This window comes from Caballeronia grimmiae (genome assembly GCF_000698555.1).
Taxonomy (GTDB): domain Bacteria; phylum Pseudomonadota; class Gammaproteobacteria; order Burkholderiales; family Burkholderiaceae; genus Caballeronia; species Caballeronia grimmiae.
Genome location: NZ_JFHE01000004.1, coordinates 273,453 through 288,886 on the forward strand (window position 1 = coordinate 273,453; position 15,434 = coordinate 288,886).

The 15,434-nt window shown below is 62.7% G+C and carries 17 protein-coding genes and 1 tRNA gene; 9 read left to right on the forward strand and 9 right to left on the reverse strand.

Features of this window, described 5'->3' with window-relative positions:
* Nucleotides 1-21: 21 nt before the first annotated feature.
* From ispE to hisC, 6 genes are all read left to right on the forward strand, one after another.
* A complete protein-coding gene (gene ispE, locus BG57_RS07260) occupies nt 22-900 on the forward strand; it encodes a 4-(cytidine 5'-diphospho)-2-C-methyl-D-erythritol kinase (RefSeq protein WP_035961797.1) in 879 nt (292 codons plus the stop codon).
* 54 nt (nt 901-954) lie between these two features.
* Nucleotides 955-1,031 (forward strand) — tRNA-Gln (locus BG57_RS07265).
* 48 nt (nt 1,032-1,079) lie between these two features.
* Entirely contained in the window at nt 1,080-2,033 is a 954-nt protein-coding gene (locus BG57_RS07270) for a ribose-phosphate pyrophosphokinase (protein WP_035961798.1), read from the forward strand.
* 148 nt (nt 2,034-2,181) lie between these two features.
* Nucleotides 2,182-2,796, forward strand: a complete 615-nt coding sequence (locus tag BG57_RS07275) for a 50S ribosomal protein L25/general stress protein Ctc (protein ID WP_035961800.1) — start codon at nt 2,182-2,184, stop codon at nt 2,794-2,796.
* Nucleotides 2,797-2,937: 141 nt separating this feature from the next.
* A complete protein-coding gene (pth, locus tag BG57_RS07280; RefSeq protein WP_035961801.1) occupies nt 2,938-3,540 on the forward strand; it encodes an aminoacyl-tRNA hydrolase in 603 nt (200 codons plus the stop codon).
* Between the two features lie 21 nt (nt 3,541-3,561).
* Entirely contained in the window at nt 3,562-4,632 is a 1,071-nt protein-coding gene (gene hisC / locus BG57_RS07285; RefSeq protein ID WP_035961802.1) for a histidinol-phosphate transaminase, read from the forward strand.
* A gap of 24 nt (nt 4,633-4,656) precedes the next feature.
* Here hisC and BG57_RS07290 read toward each other — a convergent pair whose 3' ends face one another.
* From BG57_RS07290 to rsmD, 4 genes are all read right to left on the reverse strand, one after another.
* Nucleotides 4,657-4,914, reverse strand: a complete 258-nt coding sequence (locus BG57_RS07290; RefSeq protein ID WP_035961803.1) for a YfhL family 4Fe-4S dicluster ferredoxin — start codon at nt 4,912-4,914, stop codon at nt 4,657-4,659.
* A gap of 225 nt (nt 4,915-5,139) precedes the next feature.
* On the reverse strand, nt 5,140-5,700 hold the full coding sequence (locus tag BG57_RS07295) for a hypothetical protein (RefSeq protein ID WP_035961804.1): 561 nt from the start codon (nt 5,698-5,700) through the stop codon (nt 5,140-5,142).
* Between the two features lie 254 nt (nt 5,701-5,954).
* Nucleotides 5,955-6,461 (reverse strand): pantetheine-phosphate adenylyltransferase, encoded by a 507-nt coding sequence (gene coaD, locus BG57_RS07300; RefSeq protein ID WP_035961806.1) that lies wholly within the window; start codon nt 6,459-6,461, stop codon nt 5,955-5,957.
* A 127-nt stretch (nt 6,462-6,588) separates the two neighbouring features.
* Nucleotides 6,589-7,224: a 16S rRNA (guanine(966)-N(2))-methyltransferase RsmD gene (gene rsmD, locus BG57_RS07305; protein ID WP_035961807.1), complete on the reverse strand. Its 636-nt coding sequence runs from the start codon at nt 7,222-7,224 to the stop codon at nt 6,589-6,591.
* A gap of 215 nt (nt 7,225-7,439) precedes the next feature.
* Here rsmD and ftsY point away from each other — a divergent pair, with 215 nt between their 5' ends.
* A complete protein-coding gene (ftsY, locus tag BG57_RS07310) occupies nt 7,440-8,681 on the forward strand; it encodes a signal recognition particle-docking protein FtsY (protein WP_035961808.1) in 1,242 nt (413 codons plus the stop codon).
* Between the two features lie 72 nt (nt 8,682-8,753).
* On the opposite strand, the gene BG57_RS07315 is transcribed toward ftsY, so the two are convergent.
* The 3 genes from BG57_RS07315 to BG57_RS07325 are packed head-to-tail and all read right to left on the reverse strand — an operon-like array spanning nt 8,754 to nt 10,722.
* Entirely contained in the window at nt 8,754-9,386 is a 633-nt protein-coding gene (locus tag BG57_RS07315; protein WP_035961809.1) for a LysE/ArgO family amino acid transporter, read from the reverse strand.
* Nucleotides 9,383-10,027, reverse strand: coding sequence for a maleylacetoacetate isomerase (gene maiA, locus BG57_RS07320; protein WP_035961810.1), 645 nt, complete (start codon nt 10,025-10,027; stop codon nt 9,383-9,385). Before maiA ends, BG57_RS07315 begins: the two co-directional genes overlap by 4 nt.
* Nucleotides 10,024-10,722 (reverse strand): fumarylacetoacetate hydrolase family protein, encoded by a 699-nt coding sequence (locus BG57_RS07325; protein ID WP_035961811.1) that lies wholly within the window; start codon nt 10,720-10,722, stop codon nt 10,024-10,026. The genes maiA and BG57_RS07325 overlap by 4 nt, the downstream gene beginning before the upstream one ends.
* Before the next feature lie 364 nt (nt 10,723-11,086).
* On the opposite strand from BG57_RS07325, the gene ybiB reads away from it, so the two are divergent.
* Both ybiB and leuA read left to right on the forward strand, forming a co-directional pair.
* Nucleotides 11,087-12,058, forward strand: coding sequence for a DNA-binding protein YbiB (ybiB, locus tag BG57_RS07330; RefSeq protein ID WP_152562537.1), 972 nt, complete (start codon nt 11,087-11,089; stop codon nt 12,056-12,058).
* A 447-nt stretch (nt 12,059-12,505) separates the two neighbouring features.
* Complete coding sequence (gene leuA, locus BG57_RS07335) at nt 12,506-14,158, forward strand: 2-isopropylmalate synthase (protein WP_035961935.1); 1,653 nt, start codon at nt 12,506-12,508, stop codon at nt 14,156-14,158.
* An 18-nt stretch (nt 14,159-14,176) separates the two neighbouring features.
* Here the strand turns inward: leuA and BG57_RS07340 are convergent, their stop codons facing one another.
* On the reverse strand, nt 14,177-14,560 hold the full coding sequence (locus tag BG57_RS07340; RefSeq protein WP_035961814.1) for a nuclear transport factor 2 family protein: 384 nt from the start codon (nt 14,558-14,560) through the stop codon (nt 14,177-14,179).
* Between the two features lie 43 nt (nt 14,561-14,603).
* The gene (locus BG57_RS07345; protein WP_035961816.1) at nt 14,604-15,170 is read right to left on the reverse strand and encodes an acyloxyacyl hydrolase; all 567 of its coding nucleotides are present in this window, start codon (nt 15,168-15,170) and stop codon (nt 14,604-14,606) included.
* Nucleotides 15,171-15,434: the final 264 nt, after the last annotated feature.

Below are 15,434 nucleotides of genomic sequence, written 5' to 3' on the forward strand. Positions count from 1 at the left end.
ACGCTATCCGCCGCTTTTCGCATGTCTTCGAACGAATCGATCCGTGACTGCCTCGCCCCCGCGAAGCTGAACCTGTTCCTTCATATTACGGGCCGGCGTCCGGATGGCTATCATTCGCTGCAGACGGTCTTCCAGTTGCTCGACTGGGGCGATGTGCTGCACTTCAGCCGCCGCGATGATGGCCTCATCGTGCGCAAGACGGACGTTCCCGGCGTCGCGCAGGATGACGATCTCGTCGTGCGGGCCGCGCGATTGCTCCAGCAACATACGGGCAGCCGTTACGGTGTCGAGATCGAAATCGACAAGCGCCTGCCGATGGGTGCAGGCTTGGGCGGAGGGAGTTCCGACGCTGCGACAACTCTTTTGGCGTTGAATCGTCTTTGGGGAGTTGACCTTTCGCGTGAAACTCTGCAGAATCTCGCCCTGCAACTCGGCGCGGACGTGCCGTTTTTTGTCTTCGGGCAAAATGCATTTGCTGAAGGAGTTGGCGAGGCGCTTCAGGCGGTGAAACTGCCCGAACGTTTCTTCCTGGTAGTCACTCCCGATGTTCACGTTCCGACCGCGGCGATTTTTTCGGAAAAGGCCTTGACAAGGAACACCGAAGTCGCCAAAATTACGGACTTTCTTGCACAGCAAAGGTCAGACACAAACTGGCCAGACAGCTTCGGTCGAAACGACATGCAGGCTGTAGTTGCAGGGAAGTACGCGGAAGTTGCCAAGGTGCTCGAGTGGTTTTCCAATCTCGCACCGGCGCGAATGACAGGGTCTGGAGCAAGCGTGTTTGCTGCTTTTGCCAGTCAAGCCGAAGCAGAGATGGCGCAAGCCAAACTGCCGGCAAGCTGGAAGAGCGTCGTAACAGGCAGTCTGGATTCTCATCCTCTCTTCGCTTTCGCGTCATAGGTTTTGTTTTGTCGGGTATGTCCTACACTTCCCGGCAAGATTCAAGTTGAGTGTAGGGGAGTCGCCAAGTTGGTCAAGGCACCGGATTTTGATTCCGGCATGCGAGGGTTCGAGTCCTTCCTCCCCTGCCATTCTTTCTCTAGCATTTCCTCTCGCCTCCAGCCGCAGACAGGTGCACGATGAGCAGTGACGGCCTGATGGTTTTTACTGGCAACGCAAATCCCGCGCTTGCTCAGGAAGTCGTCAAAATCCTTGGAATTCCTCTCGGCAAAGCGATGGTCAGCCGTTTCTCCGACGGCGAGATCATGGTGGAGATACAGGAAAACGTTCGAGGCAAAGACGTATTCGTTCTTCAGTCCACCTGCGCACCGGCGAACGATAACCTGATGGAACTCATGATCATGGTCGATGCGCTCAAGCGCGCATCAGCAGGCCGGATCACCGCAGCCATCCCCTACTTCGGTTATGCACGTCAGGATCGCCGTCCGCGTTCGGCGCGCGTGGCAATCTCGGCGAAGGTCGTGGCGAACATGCTGGAAATCGCCGGCGTCGATCGCGTCATCACGATGGACCTTCACGCCGACCAGATTCAAGGCTTCTTCGACATTCCCGTCGACAACATCTACGCTACCCCGGTTCTTCTTGGCGACCTGCGCAAGCAGAATCACGATCACCTGCTGGTCGTGTCGCCGGACGTCGGCGGTGTGGTGCGCGCGCGTGCGCTCGCCAAGCAGATGAACACCGACCTCGCGATCATCGACAAGCGCCGTCCGAAGGCGAATGTCGCCGAGGTGATGAACGTCATCGGTGAAGTGGAAGGCCGCACCTGCGTGATCATGGACGACATGGTCGATACCGCCGGCACGCTCTGCAAGGCAGCGCAGGTCCTGAAGGATCGCGGCGCAAAGCAGGTTTTCGCCTACGCAACGCATCCGGTTCTTTCGGGCGGCGCGGCGGAGCGCCTCACGGCATCGCAACTCGACGAACTCGTCGTGACCGATACCATCCCGCTGTCCGCGGAATCGCTGGCGTGCCCGAAGATTCGGCCGCTGTCGAGCGCGGGCCTGCTCGCGGAGACCTTCTCCCGAATCCGGCGCGGCGACTCGGTCATGTCGCTTTTCGCCGAAGGTTAAAAAGTATTGGCAAGGAACGCGAGGCTCGAGCTTCGCGTTTTTGCATGATCGGCGCGAACGGACGAAGGTTCGCGCCGTTTGTATTGGGACCGCACAATCGATGGTCCCTGTTTCCCTGCCTGGTCGCGGGCAGATCAAGGAGTCACACATGAAAGTCGTCGCTTTTGAGCGTAGCAAGCAAGGTACGGGTGCGAGCCGCCGCCTGCGTAACTCGGGCAAGACCCCGGGTATCGTGTACGGTGGTGCAGCGGACGTTCAACTGGTCGAACTCGACCACAACGCCCTGTGGCACGCCCTGAAGAAGGAAGTGTTCCATTCGTCGATTCTCGACCTGGAAGTCGCAGGCAGCACGCAACAAGTTCTGCTGCGCGATGTGCAATATCACCCGTTCAAGCAGCTCGTGCTGCACGTGGACTTCCAGCGCGTCGACGCGACGAAGAAGCTGCACACCAAGGTGCCGCTGCACTTCATGAATCAAGAGACGAACCCGGCTGTGAAGCTGGCGGGCGCTGTCATCTCGCACGTCGCAACGGAACTGGAAGTGGAATGCCTGCCGGGCGATCTGCCGGAGTTCCTGGAAGTCGATCTGGCCAAGATCGAAGCGGGCCAGACGATGCACGCGAAGGACATCGCACTGCCGAAGGGCGTCGCGCTGACCGCGCACGTCGAAGCTGAAAACCCGGTGGTGGCATCGGCGACCGTTCCGGCTGCGAAGCAAGCTGATGCAGCCGCTGACGCTGCTGGCGAAACGCCCGCTGCCTAAGGCCTAGCGGCTTCGCAAGCACGCTGTAGTATCCTCTCGATCCGTTGCTGATGAACGGTCGACGTGACCCGCCGGTGTGCAAGCCCCGGCGGGTTTTTTTCGCACTATACGAAGCGGGCGTGCGGCTCGCGATGATCCGACATGATCAAGCTGATCGTTGGCCTCGGCAATCCGGGCGCCGAATACACCGCGACACGCCATAACGCGGGCTTCTGGTTCGTCGATCAACTGGCGCGCGACGCCGGCGCGACGTTGCGCGACGAGCGGCGTTTCCACGGCCACTACGGCAAGGGACGTTTGCACGGCCACGAGATTCATCTGCTGGAGCCGCAGACGTTCATGAACCGCTCCGGGCAATCGGTGGTTGCCGTCGCGCAGTTCTTCAAGATTCTGCCGGACGAGATCCTCGTCGCGCACGACGAACTCGATCTTCCCCCCGGCACCGTCAAGATGAAGCTCGGCGGCGGCAGCGGCGGCCATAACGGGCTGAAGGACATCTCCGCGCACCTGTCGTCGCAGCAATACTGGCGGTTGCGGATCGGCATCGGGCATCCGCGCGATCTGATTCCAGAAGGCGCGCGGGCGGGCGCCAAGCCGGATGTCGCGAACTTCGTGCTGAAGCCGCCGCGACGCGAGGAGCAGGATGTCATCGATCGGTCGATCGAACGCGCGCTGGCCGTCATGCCCTTCGTCGTCGCGGGCGAAACCGAACGCGCGATGATGAACCTGCATCGCAATGCCTGACACACGAACCTGGAGCCGACCGTGAGCCGTTTCTGGAGCGATATCGTTCACCGCCTGACGCCCTACGTACCGGGCGAACAGCCCGCGCTGGCACACCCGATCAAGCTGAACACGAACGAGAACCCGTATCCGCCGTCGCCGCGCGTCGTCGATGCGATTCGCCGCGAACTCGGAAGCGACGGCGCATCGCTGCGCAAGTATCCGGACCCCACAGCCCGCGCGCTGCGCGAAGCGGTCGCGGCGCATCACGGCTTGCGGGTCGAGCAGGTTTTCGCGGGCAACGGTTCCGATGAAGTCCTCGCGCACGCGTTCCAGGCGCTGCTGAAGCACGACAAGCCGATTCGCTTCGCCGACATCACCTACAGCTTTTATCCGGTGTACGCGAAGCTGTACGGAATTGAGTACGAGACGATTCCGCTCGATGACGACTTCGCCATCGACATCGACGGCTATCGCGCGCCGAACGGCGGCGTGCTGCTGCCGAATCCGAATGCGCCGACGGGGCGTGCGTTGCCGCTGGCGGCCATCGAAGCGCTGCTGAAGGCGAATCCGGATTCGCCTGTGATCATCGATGAAGCGTATGTGGACTTTGGCGCGGAATCGGCGGTGTCGCTGGTCGACACGTACCCGAATCTGCTCGTCGTGCAGACGACGTCGAAATCACGCTCGCTCGCGGGCATGCGCGTTGGCTTCGCATTCGGCGATGCAGCGTTGATCGACGCCCTGACGCGCGTGAAGGACAGCTTCAACTCGTATCCGCTAGATCGCCTCGCACAAGCGGCGGCGCTCGCGTCATATGAGGATCAGGCGTGGTTCGAAGAGAGCTGCGCGAAGGTCGTGGCGAGCCGTGAACGGCTCATCGCGCGATTGGCGTCGTTGGGATTCGAGTCAGTGCCGTCGGCGGCCAACTTCGTGTTCGCGAAGCATCCGGCCCACGATGCGGCTGCGCTCGCCGCCGCGCTCAAGCAGCAAGAAATTTTCGTGCGCCACTTCGCGATGCCGCGCATCGATCAGCATCTGCGCATTTCAATCGGCACGGACGCCGAATGCGATGCGCTCGTCGCGGCTTTGACGGCGATTATCGGCGGTTGAGTGGCTGAGCGCTTGCGGAAGGGCTTACGCGCCCTTCGCCGCCATCAGCGCGTGATACTTCGTCAGCAATTGCTCGGGCGTTTCCGCGTGCGCGGGGTCCCGCGGTATGCACTCCACCGGGCAGACTTGCTGGCATTGCGGCTCGTCGAAATGGCCGACGCATTCGGTGCACTTGTTCGGATCGATCACGTAGATGTCCGGTCCCATCGAAATGGCGTCGTTCGGACACTCGGGCTCGCAGACGTCGCAGTTGATGCACTCGTCGGTAATGATCAGGGACATTGCTGCTACCGGCTTTTCGTTTAAAAACAATAAATTATAGCGCCGGTGCGAATTCGGCGGTGGGTCGGTGTTTGTCCTCGATAGTGCCGTTGGCTAACCGTTCACAGCCGGGAGCAATTTTGAACACCGCGCGCCAACACGCTTCGACTTCCTCTTACAGAATGCGCTTCCGCTCGTCAGCCCGTTTGGTTCGATCTCGCTGATTCTCTTATTCGCGGCAATTACTTAAAGGCCGGTGCGCGCGGCTGCACTTCTCCTCACAAACCAGAGCGCCATTTTCACCGCATACAGGACGATGAGCGCGCCGAGCAAATCACCGATGAACATGATGGAGAATCCCTCGACGAGATGCTGCGACTCTCCACGCAATGCAAACCAGATGTGATGCAAGAGCGGATTAGCGATCGAATAAGCCAGTGCAAGCATAAGCAGGCGCTGCGCCGTCAGATTCGACAGTGAAGCCTTCAATCCGTACCACTCTTTCGCCAGCCTATACACGGCATAAGGCGCCACCGCCGCGATTATTCCGCCAGCGAATGCGCGAACCGGATCGTGGGGGAAGAAATAGAAAAAGCTGACGAGCCAGCTTGCCAGCAGCAAGCCCAGGGCGCCATCGCCGCCTAGCAGAAGGGTGCTGAGAAGCCTGACGCCGGATGGCAGATAAACCCAGTTGATACCGCGCACGAATTCCGTATGCGTGAAAATCTCCTGATTCACCCAGAGGGCCAATACAAATACCAGCGCTGTGCCGAGCACCGCGAAGACATGCAAACGCAGGTTGGACATGGTTGAATGCCGACCACTGGTTGTTTGCGAAAGTGCATCATGGTTTGGGCGGTCATTACTGTCCGAGCAACCACACTGAATGACGCGCCCCGCCGATACCGCGTACCCTTTCTTCGACTTGCCGATGCTTTGCGCGGCCAGCCTTCAATGCCCTCGAAGAGCGAGCGGATTTCCACGCGGCATATAACGGCGCAAAGTCAGTTCAACTCGACCGCAACACTTCACGCCCGCATCGAATCAACCGCAGCTCCTGCTCACGGCGTCGTCGGATTGTTTTGCAACGCATCGGCGACCTTGTCCATCAGCCGCTTTTCCACCGATGGAAACACGAACTTGCTGACATCGCCGCCAAGCTGCGCGATCTCGCGCACGATGGTGCCGGAAATGAACTGATACTGATCGGACGGCGTCATGAACATCGTCTCGACGTCGGGCAGCAGATAGCGGTTCATCCCGGCCATCTGGAACTCGTATTCGAAGTCGGAGACGGCACGCAGCCCTCGCACGATCACACGCGCGTTATTCTTGCGCACGAAGTCCTTGAGAAGTCCGGTGAAGCTGCTCACTTGCACGTTCGGATAGTGGCCGAGCACGTCGTGAGCGATATCCAGCCGCTCCTGCAGCGTGAAAAACGGCTTCTTCGCGCGGCTGTCGGCCACGCCGACGACCAGCGTATCGAAAATGCTCGATGCGCGCCGCACGATGTCTTCATGCCCGCGCGTCAGCGGGTCGAACGTTCCCGGGTACACGGCGACAACCATGAGCTTCTCCTCTTGTATTTACCTTTGGGCCGCTGGCTGCGACCGTTATTCTCCGCGCTTCCCCGATCGATGCCGGCACCGGCAGGCGCCACTGCTCCCCGCGCTGCGCCGGATCGAGGAAGGCGCATTATTCCTCATTTTCGCGACGCAGCAAATGATAGCGGACCGCTCCCGCCTTGCCCTCTCGAACGACGCTCCAGCCGGCCAACGCGTCGATGCTGCCCGGTTCCAGCGTCTCGCCACATTCGACGTAAATCGCCCCATCGGGCGCAGCGAGCGGCGCGGCGAGTTCGAGCGCGCGCGAAAGCAGCGCTTCGTCGCCGAAGGGCGGATCGAGGAAGATCACATCGAACGAACCGGGCGCGAGACGGGCCGCGAGCCGCAGCGCATCGGCTTCGGCTATTTCGATGTTGCGCGCATCGAGCCGCGCCTGGTTCGCCTTCAACTGCGCGGCGGCGCGTCCGCTGCGCTCGACCATCAGCACACGCGCCGCGCCGCGCGACGCCGCTTCGAATCCCAGCGCGCCGCTGCCGGCGAAGAGATCGAGGCAGCGTTGCCCGCTCAGGTCCTGCCCGAGCCAGTTGAACAGCGTCTCACGCACGCGGTCGGGCGTAGGGCGCAACCCGTCGAGATCGAGCACGGGCAGCGGCGTGCGTTTCCAGTTTCCGCCGATGATGCGGATCGTATGCGGCTTGCTGCCTCGCGACGGCGCGCGGTTGGGGGCGGCGAATGCGGATGAGCGTGGAGCGGAGGAACGGGGCATGAGAAGAAGTGGTGATATCGGCGCGCGCCGCCCGGCATTGGCCGCGCGGCGCGTAATGAAAGCCAACGTTACCACAGGCGGATAGCGCACAAGCGCATCAGGCCACGCCTGATAAAATAGCCGGCTTCCATCTTCCTGCGCGGGCCGTCGCGCGCGGCGTTCGTTCGAATGCACGCGAGGCCGTCGAATGACGCGCGCTTCATCGTCACAGACCCATGTTCAGCTTCTTCAAACGATTCAAAAAGCCGGCTGACGAGCCGCTCGATACGTCCGCAGAGGAAACAGCGGAAGCGGCGGACGAAGAAGCGTCCGCGCCCGTCATCGAGGCGGAGTTGGACCGCGAACCCGCTGTGGACGCCGCGATTCCGGCCGACGCGCCGCTCGCCGCCGATCCGGAACCCGCCCGTGAAACCGCGACACCCGTCGCGCCTGTCTCTTCCGCCGGTGAAGCGCCGAAGCCCTATTGGCAAGGCCGCACGCAGTCGCAATGGGTGCGCGGTCCCGAGACCGACGAGGCGAGCGAGGAAATCGTCCCGCCACCGGAGCCGGACGCCGCCGCGAAGAAATCCTGGATGTCGCGGCTGAAGCACGGCCTGTCCAAAACGAGTTCGAGCCTGACCGGCATTTTCGTCGGCGCGAAGATCGACGAAGACCTTTACGAAGAGCTCGAAACCGCGCTCCTGATGTCCGACGCCGGCGTCGATGCCACGGAGTTCCTGCTCGAATCGCTGCGCGAGAAGGTGCGCACGGAGCGCCTGACGGACGCATCGCAGGTGAAGGCGGCCTTGCGTGCGCTGCTCGTCGACCTCTTGCGTCCGCTCGAGAAGTCGCTGATGCTCGGCCGCGCGCAGCCGCTCGTGATGATGATCGCGGGCGTCAACGGCGTCGGCAAGACGACGAGCATCGGCAAGCTGGCGAAGCATCTTCAGAGCTTCAATCAATCGGTGCTGCTCGCAGCCGGCGACACCTTCCGCGCCGCCGCCCGCGAACAGTTGACGGTCTGGGGCGAGCGCAACAACGTCATGGTCATCGCGCAGGAAAGCGGCGATGCGGCCGCGGTCATCTTCGACGCCGTCGGCGCGGCGCGCGCTCGCAAAATCGACGTGATGATGGCCGACACCGCCGGCCGTCTGCCGACGCAATTGCATCTGATGGAAGAACTGCGCAAGGTGCGCCGCGTGATCGCGAAGGCGATGCCGGATGCGCCGCACGAAGTGTTGCTGGTCATCGACGCCAACACGGGACAAAACGCGCTCGCGCAAGTGAAGGCGTTCGACGATGCGCTCGGGCTGACCGGTCTCATCGTGACGAAGCTGGATGGCACGGCGAAGGGCGGCATTCTCGCGGCCATCGCGCGCCAGCGTCCGATTCCGGTCTACTTCATCGGCGTCGGCGAGAAGGTGGAAGACTTGCAGCCGTTCAGCGCGAACGAATTCGCCGACGCGCTGCTCGGCTAAGGTTCCCGGCTAAAGCATCCGAAAAAAAAGGGCGTTCGCAAGAACGCCCTTTTGCTTGACGCGAAGACATGCTTAACGCGACAGCACCAGCGCCGCCGCGATCCACCACATCACGCAGCCCACGATCACATCCAGCACGCGCCACGAGACGTCCTTGCGAAACCACGGCTCCAGCAAGCGCGCGCCGAAGCCGAGCGCGGTGAACCACACGACCGACGAACACATCGCGCCCGCCGCGAACCACGCATTCGCCGGCCAGCCATGTTGCGCGCCGATCCCGCCGAGCAACACCACCGTATCAAGATAAACGTGCGGATTCAGCAGCGACAACGCGAGCACCGTCGATGCCGCGCCCAGCGCCGTCTGGGCTTCGCCATCGGATGCGTCGAGATGCCCCGGCCCGCGCCACGCCGCCAGAAAAGCGCGCAGGCCGTATAAGAACAGGAACACCGCGCCCGCCCAGCGAATCACTTCCATCAAGACCGGCGCACGCGCGATCAGCGCGCCCATTCCGCCGACGCCGAGCGCGATCAGCAAGACATCGATGCTCGCGCAGATCGCCACGACGATGCCGACGTGCCGCCGCTTCAAGCCTTGCCGCAACACGAAGGCGTTCTGAGCGCCGATCGCCATGATGAGGCTCGCGCCGAGTCCCGCGCCCGACAGATAGCTCGGGAGCGCCCCTGCCGCCACCGCAGCCGTCATTCGGCGTCGGGCTGCTGCGCGGGGGCCGCGCGTTCGAAGGCGTCGAGCTGATTCGCGTTGTCGGCGATGCGCTCGATGGTCGGATACGGCGCGAGGTCGATACCAAAGCGGCGCGCGTTGAAGACCTGCGGCACGATGCAAAGATCCGCGATGGTCGGCGTGTCGCCGAAGGTCAGCTTGCCGACGCGCTTGTCGCCCGCGAGTCGCTTTTCCAGCGATGCGAAGCCCGTCTCCACCCAGTACCGATACCACGCGTCCTTTGTTTCATCGGGCACTTTCACCTGATGCTTCAGGTACTTGAGCACGCGCAGATTGTCGAGCGGATGAATCTCGCACGCGACCTGCATCGCGACGGAGCGAACGAACGCGCGATCCGACGGACCGCGCGGCAGAAGCGGCGGCTCGGGATGCGTCTCGTCGAGATATTCGATGATCGCGAGCGATTGCGTCAGCACGTCGTCGCCGTCGACGAGCGTCGGCACGATGCCATCGGGATTCAGCGCGCGGTATTCCGGCTTCAATTGCTGGCCGCCGTCGCGCAGCAGGTGAACGGCCTCGTAGTCGTATCCGAGGCCCTTCAAATTCAACGCGATGCGCACGCGATACGCCGCCGAACTGCGAAAGTAACTGTAGAGCTTCATACGACGCGCACGGAAAATTCGCCGATGCCCTCCACGCCGCCCTTCAGCAGATCGCCCTTGACGACCGCGCCGACGCCTTCGGGCGTGCCGGTGAAAATGAGATCGCCGGGGAAGAGTTCGAAGAGCGTCGACAGATACGCCACCGTCTCGCCGACCGACCAGATCAGTTGCGAGATGTCCGAGCGCTGCCTTTCTTCACCGTTGACCGTCAGCCAGATCGCGCTCTTCTCCAGATGCCCAACCTTCGAAACCGGATGGATCGGGCCGAGCGGCGCGGAGTGATCGAAACCCTTCGCGGTATCCCACGGACGGCCGAGCTTCTTCGCTTCGGCTTGCAGATCGCGGCGCGTCATGTCGAGACCGAGCGCATAGCCATAGACGTAGTTGAGCGCCTTGTCGGCCGGAATGTTCTTGCCCTGCTTGCCGATGGCCGCGACCAGTTCCATCTCGAAGTGCAGGTTCTTCGTCTGCGACGGATACGGGAATTCGCCCGTGCCGCCCGGCGCGACGTAGAGCACCGCATCGGCGGGCTTGCTGAAGAAGAACGGCGGCTCGCGGTCCGGGTCGTGACCCATTTCGCGCGCATGCGCTTCGTAGTTGCGTCCGACGCAGTAGATGCGGCGCACGGGAAACCGCTCGTCCAGTCCGGCGACCGGCACCGTCACTGCGGGCGCCGGGGGAAACACGTAGCTCATCCTGTTCTCCTGTCGAGAACGAAGCGGAAATGCCATGCGCCGCCCCGGTCTCATGCAACTCGGTTGCTGTTATTCGAATGCTGGCCCGAGAAAGCGCGGCCTGCGAGAAGAACGAGTGTAACGCGCGCCGGATAATCGTGGCGAGCCTTGACTGGCGTGAGTCCGCGAGCTTTCGCCGGCCCTTCGGCAATCCTTCGGAATGCCGCGCAAGGCCGTCCATCGCACCGGCTTCGCGCCGCCGGGACGGTCGCCAATGCTTGCCAGCGACGCTCAAATGCGATACGAGTGTCCTTTCCGGACCTTCAACCTAGCGACGGCGACGCTCACGACCCCGGAACTGAACGCCCGTTTGCGCATGCTTCCGATGAACGACACCCAAGCCTCCCCTTTCGCCTGCGCACGCTACATCAAGGAAATCGGCCGCGGGCCGAACGGCGCACGCGCGCTGTCCCGCGACGACACTTACACGCTCTACGAAGCCATGCTCGATGGCCGCGTCTCCGATCTCGAACTCGGCGCGGTGCTGCTTGCTTATCGCGTGAAGGGCGAGACCGCCGCCGAGCTTGCCGCAATGCTCGCGGCGGCGCACCGGTCGTTCGAGCCGCTGCATGTGCAGGAGGGCCGCGATCACGCCCGCCCGGTATCGATTCCGAGCTACAACGGCGCGCGCAAGCAACCGAATCTGACGCCGCTGCTCGCGCTCCTGCTTGCCCGCGAAGGCGTGCCGGTGCTGGTGCACGGCGTCGTCGACGATCCCGGCCGCGTGACGAGCGCCGCGATCTTCGCCGAACTGGGCATTCCGCACGCGGCATCGCCGGATGAGATCGAGGATAGTCTCGCATCCCGCCGGCTCGCTTTCGCGCCGGTCACCTCGCTCGCGCCGAAGCTTGCGCGCCTGCTCGCGCTCAGGCGCATCATGGGCGTGCGCAACTCGACGCATACGCTCGTCAAGATTCTCCAGCCGTTCGCGGAGCCGGGCTTGCGCCTCGTGAACTACACGCATCCGGAGTATCGCGACAGCCTGACCGACCTTTTCACCGATCATCCCGATGCCGCTCAGGGCGGCGCACTGCTTGCGCGCGGCACTGAAGGCGAAGCGGTGGCGGATACACGCCGGCAAGTGCAAGTCGACTGGTTCCACGACGGCCGCGTCGAGACGCTGCTGTCGCCCGAGCGTTCTCAAGCGGATGCGCCCGCCGTCGAGATGCCCGAATCGCTCGATGCCGCGACCACTGCGCGCTGGATCGAGGACGTGATGCGCGGCGATGTGGCCGTGCCGCCGGCGGTTTTGCGCCAGGTCGAAGTCATCGCGGATATCGTGCGCAGGCCGGTTTAGGCGTCCGCAAAAAAAAGGTCAGCAGTCGTTTGACACATTCTTCTACGCTGGTTTAAAGTGAGCCAATGAGCTTCACCCAGCCCTCCTCCCTCCGAATTATTTCGGGCCGCCTAGCGCGGCCCCTATCGCTACGTCTAGCGTAAGTCGCCAGACGTAGCGCCGCGCGTCGCCAGGCGCGCGGTCCTGCCAGCAGTTCCCGCAGTTCCTTTCCTTACCACCTGTAGTCGTCAGCTTTTCGTTCGCACATCCCGCGAAACGAGAACGCGAGGGTCAAATGCACGCTGCTTCGCGCACGTTCACGTTGGTCGCAGGCGTCACCATCGCCGGTGCGCAACGGGACCGTGTGCGCGGCTTCGCAACATGTGCATCGCGCCGCAGCCGGCCAGCCGCCGGCCGCGGTTCCTCTCGCAGGCGCTACGCAGACTGTTCCAAGAGAGATCGACGACCATGATGCCGAACCCCGCCGAGAAATACCGCCCGTTCCCGCAAGTCCGTCTGAATGGCCGCCGCTGGCCAAATCGCACGATCGAGAAAGCGCCCATCTGGATGAGCACCGATCTGCGCGACGGCAACCAGTCGCTGATCGAGCCGATGAGCATCGCCGCGAAGCTCGAGTTCTTCGACATGCTGGTGGCAACGGGTTTCAAGGAAATCGAGGTGGGGTTCCCATCGGCGTCGCAAACGGACTTCGATTTCGTGCGCAAGCTGATCGACGAAAAGCGCATTCCCGACGACGTGACGATCGAAGTGCTCGTGCAGTCGCGCCGCGAACTGATCGAGCGCACGTTCGAGGCGGTCGAAGGCGCGAGCAAGGTCATCGTGCATCTGTATAACGCGATCGCGCCGTCGTTCCGGCGCATCGTGTTCAATCAGTCGAAGGATGAAGTGAAGGCGCTGGCCGTCGAAGGCACGCGCATCATCAAGGAATGTGCGGCGGCGCGGCCCGGCACGCACTGGACCTATCAGTATTCGCCCGAGACTTTCAGCATGACGGAGCTGCCCTTCGCACGCGAAGCCTGCGACGCCGTCGCGCAAATGTGGCGTCCGACGCGCGATCACAAGATGATCGTGAATCTGCCGGCGACGGTCGAATCCGCGACGCCCAACGTCTTCGCCGACCAGGTCGAGTGGATGGACCGCAACATGGGGTACCGCGACTGCATCGTCTTGTCGGTGCATCCGCATAACGATCGCGGCACGGCGGTCGCCGCAGCGGAACTGGCGATCCTCGCGGGCGCGGACCGCGTCGAAGGCTGTCTGTTCGGCAACGGCGAGCGCACGGGCAACGTCGACCTCGTCACGCTCGCGTTGAATCTCTACACGCAGGGCATCGATCCGGGCCTCGATTTCTCGGACATCGACGCCGTGCGGCGCGTCGTCGAACGATGCAATCAGTTGCCGGTGCATCCGCGCCATCCTTATGCCGGCGATCTCGTCTTCACCGCGTTCTCGGGCTCGCATCAGGACGCAATCCGCAAAGGCTTCGCGCAGCGCGTGCCGGGCAGCGTATGGGAAGTGCCGTATCTGCCGATCGATCCGGCCGATCTCGGCCGCAGCTACGACGCGGTGATTCGCGTCAATAGCCAGTCCGGCAAAGGCGGCGCGACCTACCTGCTCGAACGGGGCCTGGGCTTTACGCCGCCGCGCCGCGTGCAGATCGAGTTCAGCCATGCGGTGCAGGCCGTCGCGGACGAATCGGGCGAGGAAATTAGCGGCGACGCGATCTGCGCCCTCTTCAAACGCGAATACTTCGACGCGGGCGGCGCGGTATCGCGGGTGGATGCGGCGACGGCGTCGGTGTGCGGCGAGCGCATCGCGATGCCGCCCGTGTCCGGCGCGGCGAGCGAGGAGCATTACGCGCAGGTGGTTGCCTCGGCACTGGGCGTCGAGGCGAGCGTGAACTGGTTCGAATCGACGAAGACAACGAGCGGCGATACGGCCGTGTTTGTCGGCTGCCGCGTCGCGGATGAGCCGACGCGCTTCGGCGTCGCGGTGCATGCGAATCCGGCGCTCGCCGTCGTCGATGCCGTCATCAGCGCGGTGAACCGGTCGCGGCGGATCGTGAAGGATGCGCGGCGGGACGAGCCGGTGGAGGCGTGACCGGCGCGGCGCGCGCGGCTATTCGAGCGCCACGCGCGTCGCCTGAAGCGCGAGCATCAGCCATTGACCGTCGGTCTGAACGTGAATCGCGGTATAGGCGACGGGAAAAAGCAGCGCGCCGTTCTTCGATTCCATCTCGATCAGCGCCCGGCCCGACACGAGGCAACTGTCGCGGCCGGCTGCGACCACGTCCTGCGACTGAATTTCGATCTGGCGGTAGCGGCGGCGGCCTGCGGTGATTGCGTCGATGAACTGACGCTTGGTCTCGCGCTTGCCGTTCGTGTGCACGTAGCTGGCGTTCTCGGCGAGCAGCGCCTCCAGCGTCGGGCCGTCGCCTTCGACCATCGCGCGAAAGCGGTCGCGCTCCAGGCCGCGGATGACCTCGAAGGTTTTTGCGGGCATCTGTCGATTCCCCTCGCCAAGGAACCGATGCGCCGGCGCCTCGTCAGAAGTTGTATTGCAGATAAATCTGGCTGAAATTTATACCAGGATTCGGCTCTTTGATACCGGCGTTCGACACATGCTGGAAGCGAAAACCGGCCTGATAGTTCTGCTTCGCACCGAAGATCGCGCCGACGCCGACCATATCGGCGAACTGGAACGCCGACGATACCGTGAAATATGGCGTGATGCGCGTGTGCGAGAGCAGCCTCACGCCGACACCCGCCTCGATGAACGGACGGATATAGCCGGAGCTTTTCACGAATCGCAGAACGGGCGTCACGCCGATTTCCCAGATGTTCGGATTGACCGCGTAGTCCAGGGTCGAATGCCAGTATCCGACGTGGCCCTCGCCGAGCAGCGTGAAGTGAAAGCCGCCGATCTCCCACCAGGTCAGGCCCGGATCCCAGACCACGCCGAGGTCCGCCTTCCGGATGTCGCGGTCGGACACCCCGCCCGTGATCTGCAGGCCGAACCGGTCGGCGTGCGCCGCCGCTGAAACGAGACCGAGCGAAAGCGCGAGCGCGCCGTGACAAAACACACTGCGCCAGAGATCTTTGCTTTTCTGCATGAGCGCCCCATATAAGGGTTGAGTTTCATGTCCGCATGACGGGATCGGCAGATTGTATGTGGATTGATAAAAATTTGCACAAAGCCACATTGGCGATTCATTTATTTGAACAAAGCCTTTCACAGGCGAATAAATGCGGTAATTAAGTAGCCGCTAGAGATCGAATCGGTAATTTCGACTTTTCCGCCCACCCCGCGCCACTATCGAACTCATAAAGTTGATAGCTTTGTGGGAACTCTCACGTTGTTCCTCCCTCTAATACTT

Bases quoted from the DNA above. Each gene is read 5' to 3' on its own strand.
- ispE (WP_035961797.1), top strand. From the start codon at position 22: ATGTCTTCGAACGAATCGATCCGTGACTGCCTCGCCCCCGCGAAGCTG.
- BG57_RS07270 (WP_035961798.1), top strand. From the start codon at position 1,080: ATGAGCAGTGACGGCCTGATGGTTTTTACTGGCAACGCAAATCCCGCG.
- BG57_RS07275 (WP_035961800.1), top strand. From the start codon at position 2,182: ATGAAAGTCGTCGCTTTTGAGCGTAGCAAGCAAGGTACGGGTGCGAGC.
- pth (WP_035961801.1), top strand. From the start codon at position 2,938: ATGATCAAGCTGATCGTTGGCCTCGGCAATCCGGGCGCCGAATACACC.
- BG57_RS07290 (WP_035961803.1), bottom strand. From the start codon at position 4,914: ATGTCCCTGATCATTACCGACGAGTGCATCAACTGCGACGTCTGCGAG.
- BG57_RS07295 (WP_035961804.1), bottom strand. From the start codon at position 5,700: ATGTCCAACCTGCGTTTGCATGTCTTCGCGGTGCTCGGCACAGCGCTG.
- coaD (WP_035961806.1), bottom strand. From the start codon at position 6,461: ATGGTTGTCGCCGTGTACCCGGGAACGTTCGACCCGCTGACGCGCGGG.
- rsmD (WP_035961807.1), bottom strand. From the start codon at position 7,224: ATGCCCCGTTCCTCCGCTCCACGCTCATCCGCATTCGCCGCCCCCAAC.
- ftsY (WP_035961808.1), top strand. From the start codon at position 7,440: ATGTTCAGCTTCTTCAAACGATTCAAAAAGCCGGCTGACGAGCCGCTC.
- BG57_RS07315 (WP_035961809.1), bottom strand. From the start codon at position 9,386: ATGACGGCTGCGGTGGCGGCAGGGGCGCTCCCGAGCTATCTGTCGGGC.
- maiA (WP_035961810.1), bottom strand. From the start codon at position 10,027: ATGAAGCTCTACAGTTACTTTCGCAGTTCGGCGGCGTATCGCGTGCGC.
- BG57_RS07325 (WP_035961811.1), bottom strand. From the start codon at position 10,722: ATGAGCTACGTGTTTCCCCCGGCGCCCGCAGTGACGGTGCCGGTCGCC.
- ybiB (WP_152562537.1), top strand. From the start codon at position 11,087: ATGAACGACACCCAAGCCTCCCCTTTCGCCTGCGCACGCTACATCAAG.
- leuA (WP_035961935.1), top strand. From the start codon at position 12,506: ATGATGCCGAACCCCGCCGAGAAATACCGCCCGTTCCCGCAAGTCCGT.
- BG57_RS07340 (WP_035961814.1), bottom strand. From the start codon at position 14,560: ATGCCCGCAAAAACCTTCGAGGTCATCCGCGGCCTGGAGCGCGACCGC.
- BG57_RS07345 (WP_035961816.1), bottom strand. From the start codon at position 15,170: ATGCAGAAAAGCAAAGATCTCTGGCGCAGTGTGTTTTGTCACGGCGCG.